This is a genomic window from Mycobacterium sp. ST-F2 (assembly GCF_001905655.1).
In the GTDB taxonomy this organism is placed as follows: domain Bacteria; phylum Actinomycetota; class Actinomycetes; order Mycobacteriales; family Mycobacteriaceae; genus Mycobacterium.
In genome coordinates this window covers 15,899-35,216 of record NZ_JMHT01000098.1, presented here as the reverse complement: position 1 = coordinate 35,216, position 19,318 = coordinate 15,899, and the positions used below count along the sequence as shown (strand labels likewise).

Genomic DNA, 19,318 nt, shown 5'->3' with positions numbered 1-19,318 from the left:
CTCATCCTTCCGGACTCAAACAGCAGCGGCATCAAACCTGGGGCGGTTCACGTTTCCGAATATCGACTCCTTTGTCGAAGTAGATTCCGCGCAGTACCGGACCTCTGGCGACCGCTCGGGCAAGTTCGCGTTTACCACTCCAGAGGGGCTCTACTGCCAACTGCTGGTGAATGCACTGTGCTCCGGGAAACTGCCTGGCACCACGGGAATTCCGAACGACAGCGGGTGCTCGACCGTGCAGAAGTCCGGCGAATTCGCCGGAGATGGTAAACCCTACGTATACGAAGCAGCGGCGTCCGCGGACTGCGACTACCGGTCGATCAGAACTGACGCGAAATTACTTGGAGCCGGACAGAAGCTGACAGTCGGCAAAGCCACCTGCGTAGTCGGAACAAATTCACTGACCGCATGCACCGACGAGTTCGGACATGGATTCGTGCTGCAACAATCGGGCAGTTGGCTGTTTTGACTATCGCACTGCAATACCCAATCAGGTTGCTCGTCAACGTGGCCTTCCTGGCCACCGCCTGCACCAGCCACCCGACCAGCCCCGCGCCGACCACCTCCCGAGCCGAACTCACCGCCTTCCCGAACCTCGACAGCTACGTGCTGGCCAACAGTCACGACTACGACGTCAAGGAGCACACCGGGACGACCGAGGAGTTCTCCACGGCCCATGGGATCCGTTGCAGCATCAATGGATACACCGCGATGAGTTGTTCGACGCCATTCGCCCTGCCCGGTACGACGTCGGGAAGTACCGATAGCAGCTGTACGTCGGTGGGGCCCAACAACGTGCCGCTGAAAGACGGAGACCCGCACCCCTATCGCTTCCGCCAGTCCAACACCTCGTGCACGTCGGGTCAGTCAGAAAAGCGACTGCCCAACGGCAGCAAGCTCAACTACGACGCCCAAGGAATCACGTACTTCACGTGCGCCGCCGACATCAACCTCGTCGCCTGCATCGACAACCAGAAGCACGGCTTCGTCCTGCAGCCGTCACGCAGCTGGACTTTCTGACTCCTCGCCGGTCAAACGCTCGATCGCCGGAGCAGGTACGCCCGGACGCGAGAAGAACGTGACATAGAAGCCGTAAGACAGCGTCGCGAGCGATCCAATAATCAACGCCCCGAACATGATTGGATACGCCGCCATCCATTCGGACAGATACCGGACGCACAGCATCAAGCCGACGATGACGGCCACACCACCGGCGATCAGGCGTAGCCGGGCGTGGGCGCCCGGCCGAACCGGTTCCCGCAGAGCCGATTCCACCGTCAGGCACAACACCGCACCGACGACCAGGTCGACGCCGTAGTGGAAGCCGAAGCCCAGAGTCGCGGCCAGGGTGCCCACCAGCCAGCAGGTACCGCCGATGCGCAACCACCGCGGACCCGACCGCGAATGGATAAAGACCGCCAGCGCCCAGGCCGTGTGCAGTGACGGCATGCAGTTACGTGGGGTCGACGTGTCGAAGGCGAGGGAAGTCGGCACCCCGTCAACAGGCGGCAGCAGAGCCGGCCAGAAGTCACCGACCTGGAATCCGCCACCGGCCGCGCCGAACGCGTAGGTGGGCCCCACCAACGGGAACATCAGATAGATCAACGGGCCGATCAGACCCAACACCAGGAAGGTCCGGACGACGAAGTGCCGCGGCCACCGTCCGCCCGTGGTCACGTTCCGCAGCTGATAGATGGCCACCACAGTCGCGGCGGCGGAGAGTTCGAGATACACCCAGTGCAGTACGAAATAGAGCACCGAGTGGTGCTGGACCAACTGGCCCATCACCCATGACGGTTGCCCCAGGGCGACGTCGGCCCGCACCGCGAACTCATCGAGAACGGTGGGGCGCGTTAGAGACGTGATCGTCAGCCAGGCGTCACCGGCCTTCGTGGCGAGCACGAGCAGCAGACCGGTCGCGACACCCTTCAGCGCGGTATCGCGCTGGGACCCGCTCCATCGCATCAGCGCGAACACCCCGAGCCCGGTCAGCACGACCAACGCACCGCTGCCCATCGCCGATGGAAGACCGAGAAACTCGCGGCCGGCAACAAAGGCCAAATCGAGCCCCAGTGCAGTGGCCACAGCCGGCAGCCGGTACTGCCGCGGTATCGCGACCAGAGCCACCACGAGGGCCGCCCAGGGCACAGTGAATCCCGCCGGCGTTCCGACGTAATCGCCGATCAAGCGCTCGAGCGGGCCCCGGAATCCGCACAGCATCGCCGTGATCTGCAGCGCGCACATGAACGTCGCGACCAGCGCTATGCCGATCGCGACCTTCGTCCGGGGCGGTACACCCTCCTTAAGGAAGGGTGAATGTTCCGTGAACACGCCATAGACGATAGGTCGTCGGGTGCCGCTACCAGCAATTTGCGACCATTTTGCGACTCACCGGAAATTCACCCCGCCCGCTGCACACTGTGGATGACGTAGGCCAGTTGTCGGCGCTGGTCGTCGATCGCGCGCAGGCGCGCTTGATGTTCATCCTCGCCTTCGGCTCGCTGCACCACCGACGGCGCCGCGCGCAGCAAGATCCCGCGCACCCGGACCACCTGGGCCACCACAGGATTCGGCTGGCAGTAGGGCGTCGTCTTGACGTAGCTCTCCCCCAGCACGACCCCCTGGTAACCGGACACTTCCTCACCCTCGATCCGCACTGACGGCGTGGCTTCCAGCTGTGCTTCTTGCGCCTTGCCCGCGCAGACCTCCGGCACGAACGGTTGTGCGCTGCACCGCTTGACCCACTCGCCCATGGCCGCGATGCCGTCGAACCCGTCGTGCTCGCGCAAGACTGTCGCGACCCCGAGCGCATCCACCAATCGATCGGCACCGGATCGGGACGACGCCAGTGGGTCCGCTGAGCAGTCCGCAGGAGCGTCCCCGCGCGGCTGCGTTGCTTGCGGCGACAATCGCACCACCCGACCGTCCCCCTTGACCGGCGGCGTCATGACCAGTGCCGACAGTCGTGCAGCGGGCCACGGCGCGATGCCGGCCGTTTGTATGGCATCGGACGGTTGCTCGGCGGCACGTCTGACGAAGGCGTTCACCACCTGCGCCAGGTCGTGGTCCGTTGGTGGATGCAATGCGAAGGGCGTGATGCGGACCCGCAGGACCACGCCATCCCGAGCCGCGATCACCACTCGGGAGCTGGGCCCCGTCGTCGCCGGATCCGGGTCATGCTTCTCGCGCGAGGTTTTCTTCGTGTCGAATTGGATTGCATCGGTGGGCATTCCGGGGATATTGCGGAATGTCTGGACAGCCCAGGTGCCGTAGACGTCGCGGTAGGTCGCGCAGCGGGTCCCCCAGTTCGCCATCTCGTCGACGACGTTCTCACCGGGGCGGGTTCGCCACAGGTCAACGTGGATCAAGCGGCCGTCGCGATCAAGCCTGTCCCCGTAGCGCGCGGTGAGTTGCGGCCCGTCTGGGTCACCCGGTTCTGGATACCGCGAGCACTCGATTCGCCGCTGTGCGGAAAATTCGTCGTTGCGCGGGACCTCATAGCCGACTTCGCGGTACCCCGGCATGTCGGCCAGCGTCGGCAGATACCGCAGCAGCGGATGGTCGTCGGCCCGCGGGACCGCCACATCGCCGCCCCGGTCGGTACAACCAACCACCATCAGTGCAACCGTGAAAATCACGGCCCCCACCCGTTTCCGCCCCATGGCTCGACCCTATGACGCCGTCGCCTGTGCCAGACTCGGGAATTGTGAACAGCATCGAGCCGGCCCGCATCGAACCCGGCGGCTTCCGTGAACTGGGCCCGCTGAACTGGGTCATCGCCAAGATCGGCGCCAAGACCATCCGGGCCCCGAGGTTCGCGCTCTTCAACGTCCTCGGCCAGCATCACCTGCTGTTCCTGACGTTCCTCCCCTACTCCGGCATGCTGCTGGGCCGCAGCAAGCTGGGGCTCAAGGACGCCGAGCTGGTGATCCTGCGCGTCGGGCATCTGCGCGGCAGTGAGTACGAACTGCAGCAGCACCGCCGGCTCGCCCGCAGCCGCGGCGTCGACGCCGAGACGCAGGCCCGGATTTTCGAGGGCCCCGACGCCGAGGGCCTCACCGACCGGCAGCGCGTGCTGATCACCGCGACGGACGAGTTCGTCATCACCCGGTCGGTGTCCGACCAGACGTGGAAGGCGCTGGCGGCGTACCTCGACCGCAAGCAGCTCATCGACTTCTGCCTGCTGGCCGCCCACTACGACGGCCTGGCGGCCACCATCGCGACGCTGCGCGTGCCGCTCGACTTCCCGGACTAGTCAGAGATAGGTGACCCCGAGTACCGCCAGCGTCATCAACACCGGCGCGACGGGCAGGCACCACAGGAACGCGGATTTGGCAAAAGCCTTGCGCTCCTGGAACTTTCGAGCGAAGAACACCGCGACGCCGGCCACCACGACGACCGCGGCGGACACCACCAGCACCCAGGAACTGATGCTCGTGGTGTCCATCGCGAGCGAGATGGCCAGCAGCCACAGCATGTGACCGACGACCAAACCGCCTATCGCGGCAACGACATTCGCGCGCAAGACCGACTCAGAAGTTGATCATGTGGCCGGCCAGGCCGTGGATGGCCTCCTGCAGCGCCTCCGACAGCGTCGGGTGGGTGTGCACGTTGCGGGCCAGTTCGGTGGCGGTCAGGTCCCACTTCTGGGCCAGCGTCAGCTCGGGCAGCAACTCGGAGACGTCGGGGCCGATCAGGTGCCCACCGAGCAGTTCGAGGTGCTTCTTGTCGGCGATCAGCTTCACGAAACCGGTCGGGTCCGCCAGGCCGTGTGCCTTGCCGTTGGCGGTGAACGGGAACTTGGCGACGACGACGTCGTAGCCCTCGGCCTTGGCCTGCTCCTCGGTGAGGCCGAAGCTGGCGACCTGCGGCTGGCAGAACGTGGCGCGCGGCATCATGCGGTAGTCGCCGAGCGTCTGGGTCTCGGCACCGGCGATGGTCTCGGCCGCGACGACACCCTGCGCCTCGGCGACGTGCGCGAGCTGCAGCTTGGCGGTGACGTCACCGATGGCGTAGATGTGCGGCACGTTGGTGCGCATGTGGTCGTCGATCGCAATGGCGCCGCGGTCGGTGAGGGCGACGCCCGTCGTCTCGAGGCCGTAGCCGTCGACGTTGGGGCCGAAACCGATGGCCTGCAACACCTTGTCGGCCTTGAGTTCCTGGGTGGCGCCATCCTTGCTCACGACGACGGTCACTTCGGATCCGTTGTCTTCGATCGACTCGACCTTGGTACCGGTGAGGATCTTGACGCCCAGCTTCTTGTACTGCTTCTCGATCTCCTTGGAGACCTCGGCGTCCTCGTTGGGCAGCGCGCGCGGCAGGAACTCGACGATGGTCACGTCGACGCCGTAGTTCTTCAGCACGTAGGCGAACTCCATGCCGATGGCGCCCGCGCCGGCGATGATGATCGAGCCGGGCAGCTCCCGGGTCATGATCTGCTTCTCGTAGGTGACGACGTTCTCGCTCAGCGAGGTGCCGGGCACCAGCCGCACCGACGAACCGGTGGCGATGATGGCGTTGTCGAACGTCACGTCCTCGGTTCCGCCGGCGTTGAGCGCGACGCGCATCGAGTTGGGGCCGGTGAAGGTGCCGTAGCCCTCCAGCTCGGTGATCTTGTTCTTCTTCATCAGGAAGTGCACGCCCGCGACGCGGCCCTCGGCGACCTTGCGGCTGCGGTCGAACGCCGCGCCGAAGTCGAAGGTGGCCTCGCCGCTGATGCCGAAGGTCTTGGCTTCCTTGTTGAAGATGTGGGCCAGCTCCGCGTTGCGCAGCAGGGCCTTGGATGGGATGCATCCCACGTTCAGACAGACGCCGCCCCAGTACTTCGGTTCGACGATGGCGGTGGTCAGCCCCAGCTGGGCTGCGCGAATTGCGGCGACATATCCGCCGGGACCGGCTCCGAGAACGACGACGTCATAGTGAGTCACATGCACACCTTATAGGCGCGGCGGCGAGGATGGTCGGGAGACCGATTCAACTTCCCCCAACGGGGTATACGGCGGGGACCTGTCGTCGAAAGGGTCGATGTCCCATGTCCAATTCCCTGATGCCGCACTTCAGCGATGTGCAGGCGCATTACGACCTCTCTGACGAGTTCTTCCGGCTGTTCCTCGATCCGACCCAGACCTACAGCTGCGCCTACTTCGTGCGCGACGACATGACGCTGCAGGAGGCGCAGCTCGCGAAGATCGATCTGGCGCTCAGCAAGCTCGGGCTGATTCCCGGCATGAAGTTGCTGGACATCGGCTGCGGCTGGGGGTCGACGATGCTGCGTGCCATCGAGCGCTATGACGTCGACGTGATCGGCCTGACGCTGTCACGGAACCAGGCGGCCCACGTGCAGCGCACCTTCGACCGGATGGGCACCGCGCGCAGCCGCGAAGTCCGATTGCAGGGCTGGGAACAGTTCGACGAGCCCGTCGACCGGATCGTCTCGATCGGCGCCTTCGAGCATTTCGGTCCGGACCGGTATCCGGAGTTCTTCCGGCGGACGTACGCGGCCATGCCACCCGACGGCGTGATGCTGCTGCACACCATCTGCGGCTTCGACTTCCGGGACGCCAAGGAGCTGGGGATCCCGCTGACGTTCGAATTCGCGCGCTTCGTGAAGTTCCTGCTGACGGACATCTTTCCGGGCGGCCGGCTGCCGATCATCGCCGTGGTGGAGGAACTCGCGACGGCGGCCGGGTACAACGTCACCCGGAAGCACTCGCTACAGCCGCATTACGCCACGACCCTCGACATCTGGGCGCAGAACCTGGCGGCACACCGGGACGACGCCATCAAGATCCAGTCGCAAGAGGTCTATGACCGCTATCAGAAGTATCTGACCGGATGCGCGGAATTGTTCCGCAACAAGCAGGCCGACGTCGTCCAGTTCACCTTGCAGAAGTAAGCCACCATGAACGAAACCACGCCCTCCGCAGCGCAATTGCAGCCCCACTTCGACGACATCCAGGCGCACTACGACATCTCCGACGACTTCTTCGGCCTGTTCCAGGATCCCAGCCGCACCTACAGCTGCGCGTATTTCGAGCCGCCCGGTCTGAGCCTCGAAGACGCGCAGATGGCGAAGATCGACCTGAACCTCGGCAAGCTCGACCTGCAACCGGGCATGACGCTGCTGGACATCGGCTGCGGCTGGGGCGCGACCGTGCGCCGCGCCGTCGAGAAGTACGACGTCAACGTCATCGGCCTGACGCTGTCGAAGAATCAGTTCGCGTACACCAAGCGCCTGCTCGACGACGTCGACAGTGCGCGAACCCGGGAGCTGCAACTGCACGGCTGGGAGCAGTTCCACCGGCCGGTGGACCGGATCGTGTCCATCGAGGCCTTCGAGCACTTCGGGTTCGACCGCTACGACGACTTCTTCAAGAACTGCTTCGACATCCTGCCCGCGGGCGGCCGGATGGTGATCCAGAGCAGCACCGGATACCACCCCTACGACCTGAATCGCCGGGGCAAGGCGCTGACGTTCGAAACCGCGCGCTTCATCAAATTCATGGTCACCGAGATCTTTCCGGGTGGACGGATCCCGACCGCCGACATGATGGTCGAGCACGGCAGGAAAGCCGGGTTCGAGGTGGCCGAATGCCTGTCACTGCGTCCGCATTACATCCAGACGCTCGGTATCTGGGCCGACACGTTGCAGGCGCACCACGAGCAGGCCCTGGCCATCACCTCAGAGGAGGTCTACCAGCGCTACATGCGCTACCTGCGGGGGTGCCTGCACTACTTCAGTGACGAGATGCTCGACGTCAATCTGGTGACCTACGTCAAACCCTGACGCGCAGCCGGCACCGGGCACGCCTCCTCGGCGTGCTCGACGATCAACGTGCCGTCCCGCACCGGCCTGACGCCCTCTGCGTACTGCGCGCCGGTGACGGGCGGTTGCGCATTGAGCTCGGCGTTCTCCGCGTCGGTGAACACCCGGCCGCGCGACAGGAAGCGCTTGCCCTCGGGCGCCTCCAGGCTGAACCCGCTGCCCCGGCCCGCCACCACGTCGATGATGAGCTGGGTGTGCTGCCAGGCCTCGAACTGCGGCCCGGAGATCCACACCGGGACGCCGTCGGGGCCGACGTCGAGCACCGCCAGCAGGACGTCCCGGTCCCCGACGATGAAGTCGCCGTCGGGATAACACATCGGCGACGAGCCGTCGCAGCATCCACCCGACTGGTGAAACATCAAGGGGCCGTGCTGGTTCTGCAGCTTGCGCAGCAGCTCGGCGGCTTCGGCGGTGATCAGTGCCCGAGATGGCATACGGCCACCCTACGCCGGAGAGTAAGAATGTCCGGGTGAGTTCTGATTCTCCGGTTGACCCCTACCTGTGGCTCGAAGACGTCACCGGCGACGACGCGTTGAACTGGGTGCGCGAGCACAACGAGCCGACCATCGCCGAGTTCGGCGGCGAGCGCTTCGAGCAGATGCGCGCCGACGCCCTTGAGGTCATGGACACCGACGCCCGCATCCCGTACGTCCGGCGGCGTGGTGAGTTCCTCTACAACTACTGGCGCGACGCGGAGAACCCCCGTGGGCTGTGGCGGCGTACCACCCTGGACAGCTACCGCACCGACGCACCCGAATGGGACGTGCTGATCGACCTGGACAAGCTCGCGGCCGACGAGGACGAGAACTGGGTCTGGGCCGGCGCCGACGTCATCGAGCCCGGGCTGAACCTGGCCTTGATCGCGTTGTCGCGTGGCGGGGCCGACGCCTCCGTGGTCCGTGAGTTCGACATGGAGACAAGACAGTTCGTCGACGACGGATTCAGCCTGCCGGAAGCCAAGTCCAGCGTCTCGTGGGAGACCCCCGACACCGTGTTGGTGGGCACCGATTTCGGGCCCGGCGCCATGACCGAGTCGGGGTACCCCCGCATCGTCAAGCGCTGGCACCGCGGGCAGCCGCTGTCCGAGGCCGTGACGATCTTCGAGGGTGAGGCAGCCGACGTCAGCGTCGGCGCCGGCTACGACAACACACCGGGTTTCGAGCGATTGCTGGTGTCGCGGTCCACCGACTTCTTCAACCGCGAACGCTACGAGGTCCGCGGCGACGAACTCATCCGCATCGACGTACCCACCGATGCCGCGATCTCGATCCACCGCGAATGGCTGCTGATCCGGCCGCGCGTCGAATGGACCGTCGAGGGGACGACCTACGCGGCAGGGACGCTGCTGGCCGCTCGCTACGACGACTACCTTGCCGGAAGTCGTACTCTCAGTGTGGTTTTCGAGCCCGATGACCACAGCAGCATGCAGAACTTCGCCTGGACCCGCGACCGGCTGCTGCTGCAGACGCTGGTCGACGTCGTCGGCCACATCGAACTGGTCACCCCGGGCACCTGGGAGCGCGAGGACATCCCGGGGGTGCCCAAGCACGCCACCACGGTGATCGTCGACGTCGACGAGTACGGCGACGAAATCTTCCTGGATTCAAGCGGATTCGACAGCCCGTCGCGCCTGCTGTGGGGGCACGCCGGCGGCGCGGTCACCGAGATCAAGCGGGCACCGGGATTCTTCGACGCCTCCGAGGTCGAGGTGTCGCAGCATTTCGCGACATCCGCCGACGGCACCCGGATCCCGTATTTCGTTGTGGGGCAACGCGGTGTCACCGAGCCGCGAAAGACGCTGCTGAGCGGGTACGGCGGCTTCGAGTCCTCGATGCTGCCCGGCTACGCCGGAGTGCTCGGCCGGTTGTGGCTGACCCAGGGTGGCACCTACGTCGAAGCCAATATCCGTGGCGGCGGTGAGTACGGCCCCCGCTGGCACACGCAGGCCATGCGCGAGGGCCGCCACCTGGTGTACGAGGACTTCGCCGCCGTCGCGGCCGATCTGGTGCGGCGCGGCATCACGACCGTCGAACAACTCGCCGCCGAGGGTGGCAGCAACGGCGGACTGCTGATGGGCGTCATGCTGACGCGGTACCCGGAGTTGTTCGGCGCGTTGGTGTGCAGCGTGCCGTTGCTCGACATGAAGCGGTATCACCTGCTGCTCGCCGGCGCGTCATGGGTGGCCGAGTACGGCGACCCCGACAACCCCGACGACTGGGAATTCATCTCGAAGTACTCGCCGTACCAGAACATTTCGGCCGACCGGAAGTACCCGGCGCTGCTGATGACGACGTCGACGCGCGACGACCGGGTACACCCGGGCCATGCGCGGAAGATGACGGCGGCCCTGGAGGCCGTCGGCCACCGCGTCCACTACTACGAGAACATCGAGGGCGGACACGGCGGGGCCGCGGACAATTCGCAGGCCGCGTTCAAAGCCGCGCTGGTCTATTCGTTCCTGGAGCGCACCGTCGGCTCGTGATTTGTGCACGATTTTTCGCGCCGACCGCGGATTTTCGTGCACAAATCCCGGTCAGGAGGCGGCCGGAGCGGCCACCGGCTTGGGCTTGCGGACCACCCGGCGCCCCAGGTTGCCCAGCAGCGTCACGAGCAGGCCCAGCACCACCAGCCCGCCGCCGATCGCGAGGGTGATGTTGAGCCACTGGTGGGCGTTGGCGATGGCCGTGTCGACCATGACGTCGGCCACCTGGCGGACGTTGCCGGTGGTGCGGTTCAGCCCGTCGTTGATGTAGCGCCGCCCCGCCTCGATGCCGGCCCAGCCCGCGGCGCCGACGATCATGGTCGAGATACCCAGGGCGGCAACCGTTTTGCCGCGCGACCGGGTCACCGCCAGTGTCAGCAGGGCGAACACGCCCGTCAGCACGCAGATGCCGACCCGAGCCCACGGTCCCCACGTCGTCGCGGCGCGGAACTGGCCCGGCCGCAACGATTGGGCCGAATCGGTGATCGGTACCTCGATCTTCGACGGGACGCGGACCCCGAACGCCGCCAAGGTTGCCTTGAACGACCGGTCCGACAACATCGGCGACAGGTCGATGGTCCACCGGCCGGACGAGTCCGAGTGGGCCATGGTGTCGGTGAACAGCCAGTCGTGCGCGTAGCCGTTCGCGGCGCCGAACTGGCCCGGGAAGGCCGAGCTGGACGTGTAGATGCCGGCGGCTTTCGACACGGTGCCGGTGCTCAGGTCGTATCCCGCGCTGGTGGCCAGCCTGTTGACCTGGATGCCCAGCTCGCCGGCCGTGGCCTTCTGCAGCTCATGGTTCTTGGCTGCCGTGGTGGCCAGGGCGACGTAGCCGCCCCGGTCGACAAGTGTGTGCTGCGCCCAGCAGACCGGCACAGCCACCGCCACAGCGACGGTGGTGACCAGCCACAACAGCAATGTCGCGACGAATCGCAAGCGCCCTCCTACGTTGGTGGGCGCTGCTCAGTCGGACAGCGCCCGTCCCACGATCAGCGGATCGGCGTGTCCGACCACCTCATGGTCCTTGTTGTCGTAATCGAACTTACCGAGAACATGCCGCATGGCGTTGATCCGGGCGCGCTTCTTGTCGTTGCTCTTCACCACGGTCCACGGCGCGACCTCGGTGTCCGTCCAGGCGAACATCTCTTCCTTGGCCGCGGTGTAGGCGTCCCACTTGTCCAGCGAGGCCAGATCCGTCGGCGAGAGTTTCCACTGCCGCACCGGGTCGACCTGACGGATCGTGAAGCGGGTGCGCTGCTCGGCCTGGGTCACCGAGAACCACAGCTTGGTGAGGCTGATGCCGTCGTTGGCCAGCATCTGCTCGAAAAGCGGTGCCTGGCGGACGAATTCCGCGTGCTGTTTGGGTGTGCAGTAACCCATCACGCGTTCGACACCGGCACGGTTGTACCAGGAGCGGTCGAACAGCACGATCTCGCCGGCGGCCGGCAGATGCGTGACGTACCGCTGGAAGTACCACTGGGTGCGTTCCTTCTCGGTCGGCTTCTCCAGTGCGACGACGCGGGCGCCGCGCGGGTTGAGGTGCTCCATGAACCGCTTGATGGTGCCGCCCTTGCCGGCGGCGTCGCGGCCTTCGAAGACGATGACGTGCCGCAGCCCGTTGGCCTGGCTCCACTTCTGCAGCTTCAGCAGCTCGATCTGCAGCAGGCGCTTCTGCTGTTCGTAATCGTGCCGGTTCATCCGCTCGTCGTACGGGTAACCCTCGCGCCAGGTGTCGACCACTTCCCCACTGGGCAGCAGCACCAGTTCGGGGTCGTCGTCGTCATCGTCGCGGACGGTGTAGGTGTCGGCGGCAGAGGCGTCCAGGATCACCGGCTGAACGTAACCGCCGAGCCGAACCTGGCGGTGACGTCACGGTGAACAACTGGTGGCGCTACTTGGCGGTGCGCTTGGACCGGATCAACGACACCTTGGTCAGGACGCTGTTCATGCGGGCCAGCGCCTTCATCGAGTTGTGGTAGTAGTTGCCGCCCGCGCCCTTGCTCGTGCGCGGCTCGACGACCGTCTCCTGGCGACAGAACTTGCGGATGCCGTCGGCCCCGCCGAACCGCGCGCCGATGCCCGACGTCTTCCAGCCACCCATCGGGGCGGTGGTGCACATCAGGTTGGCCAGCACGTCGTTGATGTTCACCGCGCCGCAGTCGAGCTGCAGCGCAACGTCTTTGGCCCGCTGCACGTCACCCGAGAAAACGGTCGCGCTCAACCCGTACGGGCTGTCGTTGGCCAGCCGGACCGCCTCGCCGACGGTGGCGACCTTCATGATCGGCAAGGTCGGGCCGAACGTCTCCTCCGTCATGCACGCCATCGTGTGGTCGACGTCGACCAGGACCGTCGGCGGGTAGAAGCTGCCCGGACCGTCGGGGCGCTTGCCGCCGGTCAGCGCGCGGGCGCCGGCCGCCACGGCCTCGTTGACGTGCCGCTCGGTGATGTCCACCTGGCCGGCGTCGATCTGCGCGCCCAGGTGATAGCCCTCGCCGGCGCCCACCTTGAGGTTCTGCACCGCCTTGACGACGGCAGCGACGAACGCGTCGTAAGCCGGTTCCAGCACGTAGACCCGCTCGACCGACACGCAGGTCTGGCCGGCGTTGAACATCGCGCCCCAGACCGCGGCGTTGGCGGCCAGCTCCACGTCGGCGTCCTCGAGGACGATCATCGGGTCCTTGCCGCCGAGTTCGAGGCTGACGGGGGTGAGGCGGCGCGCCGCACGCTCCATCACCTTGCGGCCTGTGGCCGTCGAGCCGGTGAACTGGATGAAGTCGGAGTTGTCGATGACGGCCTCGGACACCTCGCGGGCACCCTGCGCCAGGGCCAGCACCTCGGGCGCACCCGAGTCGGTCCAGCCGCGCAACAGCAGTTCGGCGGTCAACGGGGTCCGCTCGGACGGCTTGAGCAGGACGGCGCAGCCGGCCGCAAGCGCGCCGATGGCATCCATGAGCGCGTTGGCCACGGGGTAGTTCCACGGCGCGATGACGCCGACCACCGGGCGCGGGCGGTAGTGCACGGTGATCTTCTTGACCGCCAGCATCGGCATCGGCGCCGGCCGCGTATCCGGCGCCAACGCCTTCTCCATGGTCTTCACCATGTACGAGATGATGAGGATCGACAGCGGAACCTCGGCCTTGGCATCGACCATCGACTTGCCGGTCTCACGGACCAGCAGGCTCTCGATCTCGTCGCGGTGATCGTTGAGCCAGACCGCAAACCGCGCCAGCACCTTCGCCCGGCCCTGCGGCCCGCGGGCCTCCCACTCCCGCTGCGCGGCCCGCAGGCCGGCGGCGATGCGAGGCACGTCGGCCGGGTCCGTCCAGCGCACGGTTCCTGCGATGGCACCGGTGGCGGGGTCGTAGATGGTGCCGGAGCCGGGCGACTGGACGTCAGACGTAGCGGTCATACGGCCATGGTAACGGCGCGGTGTGACACGGGTCGCACCCGGCTTGACGCGTGTCAAAAATGGCTAATAGACCGCCGGCGGAGCTTTCACCGCCGCCAGGCGAGCGGCCAGGCACACGAGGCTGGACGCGAACAGCAACGCGCCGAGGGTGTCGGTGAAGTAGTGGTAGGTGAAGGCCTGGCCGAGCATGCCCAGCGGGACGAAGATGCCCGCCAGCACCCGCGACCACAGCACCGCTCCGGCCGCGAGCACGATCACGCCCAGCACCGTCACCATCAACACCGTGTGCCCGCTGGGATAGGCCAGCGCCCCGCCCTTGTGCCGCCCGAACAGCTCTTTGAGGCCACGCTCGATGAACACGGCCAACTGCGGCGCCAACGCGATGATCGCAGCCAGCCGCCAACGCTTGTGCCACAACGTGATTCCCACCGCGATCACCAATATGACCATGAGCACGCGTGGGTCGGTGAAGAACAGCAGCCATCCGGTGTACGGCTGCCCGGCGCGGCCCGCGTGCTGGAAGACGTCGTCGACCGGCGTCGAGGACTTGCCGACAATCCAGCCCAGCAGGGCCATCATCACCAGTCCGACCGGCGGCCACCAGCGGACGAACTTCTCAGCCGTCATCTGTGCGCGGCGATGCCCCGCACGTACGCGGCCTGCCCCAGGTGCTGCGCGCAGTCGTCGACGATGCTGACCAGCCGCGCGCTCGCGGTGACAGGCGGATTCCAGCGGCGGTCGACGATGCGCTCGAGCTCCTCCGGCGTCACCGTCGCGACGAATTCCAACGTCACCTTGTGCACCGCGCGGTAGTAGCCGACCAGCAGGTCGACCGGTGGCCGCACCTTGCCGACGTCCTCCGCGGTGTGGCCGTATCCGATGTCGTAGCCGGGCGCATCGCTGTGCGGCAGGTCGAGGGCGAACCGCTGTTCCCAACCCTCATGCGTCCACACCTGTTCGATGCCCGCGATGTCACACAGCTGCATGTCCTGACACCGCGCGCTGTGCCACAGCAACCACGCGATGCTGTTGGCTTCGGGTGTCGGGCGCCAGCACGACACCTCTTCTGTCAGACCGTCGGCGACCTCGTCGACGTGCTCGATGAGCCGGGTGAACGAGTCGCGCAACAGTTCCCGCGCCGCAGCGGTGTCAGACATATCGCCGACGCTACCCGAGCTCACCGCTATCCGGCCGCGCCGTGGAAGACCGCCTCGACGTTGTTGCCGTCCGGGTCGCGGACGAACGCGCCGAAGTAGCCGGGGTGGTACTCGGGCCACAACCGGGGCGCGTGCAAGGACTCGGCGCCGGCTGCGACCGCCGCGTCGTGGAATGCGGTGACCGCAGCGGTGTCGGCGGCCTGAAAAGCGAAGTGCACCTCACGGTTTGGACCCGACGCCTCGCCCGCGCTGGCGTCGGCGATCCAGAAGTCGGGCTTGCCGTCGCGGCCGTAGCCGATGGCGACGCCGTAATCCATCTGCCGGGTGAACCCGAGTACCCCGAGAACGGTGTCGTAGAACTGCTGGGACTTGGCCCAGTCACTGCAGTTGATGCCGAAATGGTCGATCATGCCCCGATCGTGCCACGGGCCACCGACAACATCGGAGCGACGAACCGGGATGGTCCGCCGCTCCGATGTGGTCAATCGTCGGTCAGTTGTCGGCCAAGGTGCGGTAGAGCGCTTTCTTGGCTTCCGCGACCGCTGCGGACAGGGTCGCGACGGCCGCCGTCAGGTCGGCCTTCTGCGCGTCGTTGCCGGTGAACTTGATGGTGCGCGCCAGGCCGGCGAGCTCGAACAAATCCTTGCGCAACTTGATGACATCGCCGAACTTTCCCGCCTGCCCGAGGAACGCCTGCACCGTCTCACTGCTGACGCCGCGCCAGGCGAGCAGTTGCTCACCGAACTCGGTCAGCGTCGCGACGCCGTCCTCGACCGTGACCACACCACGAGCGGCGAGCAGCGAGATGACCAACTCGACCTTGTCCACCGGCGGGGCGAACGCGCCGTCGGTGATTTCCGAGACCCGCTGCGAGAGCTGCTCGGCAGTGGCCGGACCTTCCTGTAGTAGCGCGGCCGCCGCGATCGCGGCACGCTTGATACGACCCTTGAAGAAGTGGTGCCCGGCTCCGAAGCCGCCGCCGAAACCACCGCCGAAGCCCGGGCCGCAGGCGCCGGGACCACCCGCGCCGGGGCCGAAGCCGCCGAATCCCGGGCCGAAGCCCCCACCGAAACCGGGGCCGAAACCAGCTGAGAACATCGCAATTCCTTTCATTGATTCGATGCATCTTGTACCTATCACGATACATCGGTTTTGCAATGCCTAGCCGTTCTAATCTTCAACTCAAAGCCAACTCACAGATCTGATGAGGGCCTGAGTCGTACGTTGTTCAGATGAACGCAGCAGGCGCGACCTACGACATCGTCATTCGGGGCGGACTCATCGTCGACGGCTTGGGAGGCGAGCCGTTCGAGGGCGACGTCGCAGTTCAGGGCGGGTTCATCGCGGCCGTCGGCACCGTTGCGGGGACCGGCGCCCGCGAGATCGATGCCACCGGCCTGCTCGTCACACCCGGCTTCGTGGACCTGCACACCCACTACGACGGACAGGCAATCTGGTCGGACCGGATGACCCCGTCGTCCGCTCACGGCGTAACCACCGCCGTCATGGGCAACTGCGGCGTGGGCTTCGCACCGTGCCGGCCCGACGATCACGACGTCCTCGTCGACGTGATGGCCGGCGTCGAGGACATCCCCGGCGTGGTGATGGTCGACGGCCTGCCCTGGACCTGGGAGACGTTCCCCGAATTCCTGGACGCCGTCGACGCAGGACGCCGCGACATTGATTTGGCCGCGTTCCTGCCACACTCGCCGCTGCGGGTGTACGTCATGGGCCGGCGCGGCGTCGACCGCGAGCCCGCCACCGCCGAGGACCTGGCCCTGATGCGCAAGCTGGCGGCCGAGGCCGTCGAAGTCGGCGCGCTGGGGTTCGCGTCCTCGCGACTGACGCTGCACAAGACCTCCGGCGGGCAGCCCATCCCGAGCCACGACGCGGCACAGGTCGAGATCGAGGCCATCGCGCGCGGCGTGCAGGACGCCGGTGGCGGACTGATCCAGTTCGTGCCCGATCTCCTTGCCGGCGACTACGAGGTCGCGCTCAAGACCGTGTTCGACGTCGCCGCCGACGTCGGCCTACCGGTCACGTTCACACTGGCCGTCGGCAACGCCGGGCCCGCCACGTTCGAAGATGCACTGCGGATGGTCGAGAAGGCCAACACCGACGGTGGATCGATCTCGGCGCAGATTTTCCCGCGCCCCATCGGCTTGGTCATCGGCCTCGAACTCTCCGGCAATCCGTTCGTGTTGTATCCGTCGTATCGGGAGATCGCCGATCTGCCACTGGCCGAACGTGTCACCGAGATGCGCAAACCCGAAGTGCGCCAACGCATCCTGAACGACACCGCAGCGGCCGACGGCCATCCGCTGATGTTCGCGGCGCAGGCGTGGGACTACATGTTCCCGCTGGGCACTCCCCCGAATTACGAACCAGCGCCGTCGGATTCGATCGCCGCACGGGCCGCCGCCCGCGGCGTCAGCCCGCTCGAGGAGGCCTACGACCGCGTCCTCGACGACGACGGTCACGCCATGCTGCTGGTCACCCTCGCCAACTTCCGCGACGGGTCCCTAGACACCGTGGCCGAACTCATCCAGCGCGACGACGTCATCCTCGGCCTCGGGGACGGCGGCGCCCACTACGGAATGATCTGCGACGCTTCATTTCCCACGTACCTGCTGACGCACTGGGTGCGTGACCGCGCCGCCGGGCGCCTGGACCTGGCGCACGCCGTGAAGGAGCTGACGTCGGTCCCGGCGCGCGTCGCCGGGCTGGCCGATCGAGGCCGAATCGCGGTGGGATACAAGGCCGATCTCAACGTGATCGACCACGACGCGCTGACACTGCACAAGCCGACCATCGCGCACGACCTGCCGGCCGGCGGGCGCCGCCTGGACCAGACCGCCGACGGCTACGTCGCGACCATCGTGTCGGGCGAGATCATCGCCGAGAACGGCGTGCCGACCGCGGCCCGCCCGGGGCGGTTGGTCCGCGGTCGGCAACCGGCCCCGGCCTGATCAGGCAGCTGCGTCCGCCCCGGCCGAATCGGAGTGAGCTCCGCCGGCAGGCTTGTCGGCCCCGCCGGGAGTCGACTCGGGCGTCGTTGCCTTGTCGGCGTTACCCGTGGCCGCGCCGCCCTGCGCCGCCTTGGCACCCGGTCGAACCTTGTTGCCCGACTTGATCTTTCCTGACTTCGACTTGCCGACCGGCTTGTCCGCCTTGTCGGTGGTACCTGCGGCGGTGGTGTCGGCTGCCGGAGCTTCGGTCTTGTTCTCCGGAGCCTTCGGGGTGTCAGGTGTGTCGGGGGTGTCCGAATTCTTCGATGCGTCCGGAGCCTTCGGAGCATCCAGATCCTTCGAGGTCTCCGGAGCCTTGGGGGTTTCCGGCGCCTTCGGGGTATCCGACAACGTGAGTGTCACAGTGTTCGCGCTCGGGCCGTTGGTCGCCGGAATGTCGGTGGCACCGGCGCCCTGGACCGCGGCGGTCGGCGCAGGCACTGCCCCGGCAGCCTTCTTCGCAGCCAACGGTGTCGGGATTATCGGCGTCGGAAGGTGCGCCAGCAGATTGTCGAGCCCGTGTTGAAGGTTCGCGACCAAGTTCGAAGCGAGCTGGCCCACGGGCCCTGGGAGGGCGGTGAGCGGATTGGTGAGATCGTTGATCAGGTAGCCCGCCAGTCCACCCTGGGCGTCGGAGCCGAGCAGCCCATAGACCAGATTGCTGAGCAAGCCGGGAATTTCCTGGGGGGCCCGGATGGCCGACTCGATGGTCGCCTCGACGTTGTACGGCACAAAGGCGAGATAGTCGGCCACGCTGTACAGCGACCACACGGGAACAAGCGGAACGTACGCCACCGCAGTCAGGAGGCGCCCGGCATCCGTCGCCCAGAAGTCGCTGACCGCGGCGATGCCACTGGCTGCATCGGGCAGCCCCGCAAGGGCATTACCGATCCCGTTGGCGATGGCGTCGGCGACTGCCGTGATCAAGCCCGGCTCGGTCGTACTCGGCCCCAGCGGGAAGGGCAGTGCGGATGCGATGTTGCCGATCGCGTAATAGTTGAAATCGCCCGGGAACGTGCCATAGGGACCTCCGGGGAACGGGCTGTCCGGCAGGCCGTACGGGTAAGACGCAGACGGGTTGACATACCGATTGACCAGCCAACTCAGCACCGAAGGGGCAGCGCCCGGGTGTTGCGCGGTGGCAGCGATGGCAGCCAACGCGTCAAACGGCAGCGAGACCAGGGCTTCGATCGGAGTGCCGGCGCCGAAGACGACTCCGTCGACGAACCATCCCGCATTGGCGAGCACGTCGGTGATCAACGACGTGTTGGCCACCTTGGCGTCGATGGTCGGTATCGCGCGATCCACGGCGGCCGCGCCGATCGACGATCCGGCCGCTACCACGCCGGCAGCCAGAGCCGCCGCGGCCAATTTGGTCGGCATCAGCCGCACAGAAGCATTCATGAGAGCGACCCCCCTGGGAATTGTGACGCGCAA

Annotated in this window: 20 protein-coding genes; 7 read left to right on the top strand and 13 right to left on the bottom strand. The window is 66.5% G+C overall.

What is annotated here, in order from left to right:
• Positions 1-469, top strand: a 469-nt coding sequence (locus tag EB75_RS29505) for a hypothetical protein (protein ID WP_168176137.1), incomplete at its 5' end; no start/stop codon positions are given.
• Complete coding sequence (locus tag EB75_RS27440) at positions 457-1,020, top strand: hypothetical protein (RefSeq protein ID WP_142239857.1); 564 nt, start codon at positions 457-459, stop codon at positions 1,018-1,020. The genes EB75_RS29505 and EB75_RS27440, both read left to right, overlap by 13 nt.
• Here the strand turns inward: EB75_RS27440 and EB75_RS27435 are convergent.
• Both EB75_RS27435 and EB75_RS27430 read right to left on the bottom strand, forming a co-directional pair.
• Complete coding sequence (locus EB75_RS27435) at positions 1,000-2,331, bottom strand: phosphatase PAP2 family protein (RefSeq protein WP_073698365.1); 1,332 nt, start codon at positions 2,329-2,331, stop codon at positions 1,000-1,002. The genes EB75_RS27440 and EB75_RS27435 overlap by 21 nt on opposite strands.
• A gap of 68 nt (positions 2,332-2,399) precedes the next feature.
• A complete protein-coding gene (locus EB75_RS27430) occupies positions 2,400-3,617 on the bottom strand; it encodes a hypothetical protein (protein WP_142239856.1) in 1,218 nt (405 codons plus the stop codon).
• A gap of 89 nt (positions 3,618-3,706) precedes the next feature.
• On the opposite strand from EB75_RS27430, the gene EB75_RS27425 reads away from it, so the two are divergent.
• Positions 3,707-4,255, top strand: a complete 549-nt coding sequence (locus tag EB75_RS27425; RefSeq protein WP_174557740.1) for a carboxymuconolactone decarboxylase family protein — start codon at positions 3,707-3,709, stop codon at positions 4,253-4,255.
• Here the strand turns inward: EB75_RS27425 and EB75_RS27420 are convergent, their stop codons facing one another.
• Entirely contained in the window at positions 4,256-4,525 is a 270-nt protein-coding gene (locus EB75_RS27420; protein WP_073698362.1) for a hypothetical protein, read from the bottom strand.
• Between the two features lie 7 nt (positions 4,526-4,532).
• The gene (gene lpdA, locus EB75_RS27415; RefSeq protein WP_073698371.1) at positions 4,533-5,927 is read right to left on the bottom strand and encodes a dihydrolipoyl dehydrogenase; all 1,395 of its coding nucleotides are present in this window, start codon (positions 5,925-5,927) and stop codon (positions 4,533-4,535) included.
• Between the two features lie 104 nt (positions 5,928-6,031).
• On the opposite strand from lpdA, the gene EB75_RS27410 reads away from it, so the two are divergent.
• The gene (locus EB75_RS27410) at positions 6,032-6,895 is read left to right on the top strand and encodes a cyclopropane mycolic acid synthase family methyltransferase (protein WP_073698361.1); all 864 of its coding nucleotides are present in this window, start codon (positions 6,032-6,034) and stop codon (positions 6,893-6,895) included.
• Positions 6,896-6,901: 6 nt separating this feature from the next.
• Positions 6,902-7,786, top strand: a complete 885-nt coding sequence (locus EB75_RS27405) for a cyclopropane mycolic acid synthase family methyltransferase (protein ID WP_073698360.1) — start codon at positions 6,902-6,904, stop codon at positions 7,784-7,786.
• On the opposite strand, the gene EB75_RS27400 is transcribed toward EB75_RS27405, so the two are convergent.
• Positions 7,771-8,259, bottom strand: a complete 489-nt coding sequence (locus EB75_RS27400; RefSeq protein ID WP_073698370.1) for a DUF779 domain-containing protein — start codon at positions 8,257-8,259, stop codon at positions 7,771-7,773. The two genes, EB75_RS27405 and EB75_RS27400, sit on opposite strands and share 16 nt — an antisense overlap.
• A gap of 35 nt (positions 8,260-8,294) precedes the next feature.
• Between EB75_RS27400 and EB75_RS27395 the strand changes: the two genes are divergently transcribed.
• Entirely contained in the window at positions 8,295-10,307 is a 2,013-nt protein-coding gene (locus tag EB75_RS27395; RefSeq protein WP_174557739.1) for a prolyl oligopeptidase family serine peptidase, read from the top strand.
• Between the two features lie 51 nt (positions 10,308-10,358).
• Here the strand turns inward: EB75_RS27395 and EB75_RS27390 are convergent, their stop codons facing one another.
• From EB75_RS27390 to EB75_RS27360, 7 genes are all read right to left on the bottom strand, one after another.
• Entirely contained in the window at positions 10,359-11,243 is an 885-nt protein-coding gene (locus tag EB75_RS27390; RefSeq protein WP_073698358.1) for a hypothetical protein, read from the bottom strand.
• Between the two features lie 27 nt (positions 11,244-11,270).
• The gene (gene ppk2 / locus EB75_RS27385; RefSeq protein ID WP_174557738.1) at positions 11,271-12,137 is read right to left on the bottom strand and encodes a polyphosphate kinase 2; all 867 of its coding nucleotides are present in this window, start codon (positions 12,135-12,137) and stop codon (positions 11,271-11,273) included.
• 61 nt (positions 12,138-12,198) lie between these two features.
• A complete protein-coding gene (locus EB75_RS27380; RefSeq protein ID WP_073698357.1) occupies positions 12,199-13,716 on the bottom strand; it encodes an aldehyde dehydrogenase family protein in 1,518 nt (505 codons plus the stop codon).
• 63 nt (positions 13,717-13,779) lie between these two features.
• Positions 13,780-14,343 (bottom strand): phosphatase PAP2 family protein, encoded by a 564-nt coding sequence (locus tag EB75_RS27375; protein WP_073698356.1) that lies wholly within the window; start codon positions 14,341-14,343, stop codon positions 13,780-13,782.
• Positions 14,340-14,873, bottom strand: coding sequence for a mycothiol transferase (locus EB75_RS27370; RefSeq protein ID WP_073698355.1), 534 nt, complete (start codon positions 14,871-14,873; stop codon positions 14,340-14,342). The genes EB75_RS27375 and EB75_RS27370 overlap by 4 nt, the downstream gene beginning before the upstream one ends.
• Positions 14,874-14,899: 26 nt before the next feature.
• Complete coding sequence (locus tag EB75_RS27365; protein ID WP_073698354.1) at positions 14,900-15,283, bottom strand: VOC family protein; 384 nt, start codon at positions 15,281-15,283, stop codon at positions 14,900-14,902.
• An 82-nt stretch (positions 15,284-15,365) separates the two neighbouring features.
• Positions 15,366-15,986: a hypothetical protein gene (locus EB75_RS27360; RefSeq protein WP_073698353.1), complete on the bottom strand. Its 621-nt coding sequence runs from the start codon at positions 15,984-15,986 to the stop codon at positions 15,366-15,368.
• 119 nt (positions 15,987-16,105) lie between these two features.
• Between EB75_RS27360 and EB75_RS27355 the strand changes: the two genes are divergently transcribed.
• Positions 16,106-17,842, top strand: coding sequence for an N-acyl-D-amino-acid deacylase family protein (locus tag EB75_RS27355; protein WP_073698352.1), 1,737 nt, complete (start codon positions 16,106-16,108; stop codon positions 17,840-17,842).
• Here EB75_RS27355 and EB75_RS27350 read toward each other — a convergent pair whose 3' ends face one another.
• Positions 17,843-19,264, bottom strand: a complete 1,422-nt coding sequence (locus EB75_RS27350; RefSeq protein WP_142239855.1) for a hypothetical protein — start codon at positions 19,262-19,264, stop codon at positions 17,843-17,845.
• Between the last annotated feature and the right edge of the window lie 54 nt (positions 19,265-19,318).

What these genes read in the sequence shown, in the direction of transcription:
- EB75_RS27430 (WP_142239856.1), bottom strand. Translation starts at nt 3,617, where the DNA reads ATGGTGGTTGGTTGTACCGACCGGGGCGGCGATGTGGCGGTCCCGCGG.
- EB75_RS27410 (WP_073698361.1), top strand. Translation starts at nt 6,032, where the DNA reads ATGTCCAATTCCCTGATGCCGCACTTCAGCGATGTGCAGGCGCATTAC.
- EB75_RS27405 (WP_073698360.1), top strand. Translation starts at nt 6,902, where the DNA reads ATGAACGAAACCACGCCCTCCGCAGCGCAATTGCAGCCCCACTTCGAC.
- EB75_RS27400 (WP_073698370.1), bottom strand. Translation starts at nt 8,259, where the DNA reads ATGCCATCTCGGGCACTGATCACCGCCGAAGCCGCCGAGCTGCTGCGC.
- EB75_RS27380 (WP_073698357.1), bottom strand. Translation starts at nt 13,716, where the DNA reads ATGACCGCTACGTCTGACGTCCAGTCGCCCGGCTCCGGCACCATCTAC.
- EB75_RS27375 (WP_073698356.1), bottom strand. Translation starts at nt 14,343, where the DNA reads ATGACGGCTGAGAAGTTCGTCCGCTGGTGGCCGCCGGTCGGACTGGTG.
- EB75_RS27370 (WP_073698355.1), bottom strand. Translation starts at nt 14,873, where the DNA reads ATGTCTGACACCGCTGCGGCGCGGGAACTGTTGCGCGACTCGTTCACC.
- EB75_RS27365 (WP_073698354.1), bottom strand. Translation starts at nt 15,283, where the DNA reads ATGATCGACCATTTCGGCATCAACTGCAGTGACTGGGCCAAGTCCCAG.
- EB75_RS27360 (WP_073698353.1), bottom strand. Translation starts at nt 15,986, where the DNA reads ATGAAAGGAATTGCGATGTTCTCAGCTGGTTTCGGCCCCGGTTTCGGT.
- EB75_RS27355 (WP_073698352.1), top strand. Translation starts at nt 16,106, where the DNA reads ATGAACGCAGCAGGCGCGACCTACGACATCGTCATTCGGGGCGGACTC.
- EB75_RS27350 (WP_142239855.1), bottom strand. Translation starts at nt 19,264, where the DNA reads ATGCCGACCAAATTGGCCGCGGCGGCTCTGGCTGCCGGCGTGGTAGCG.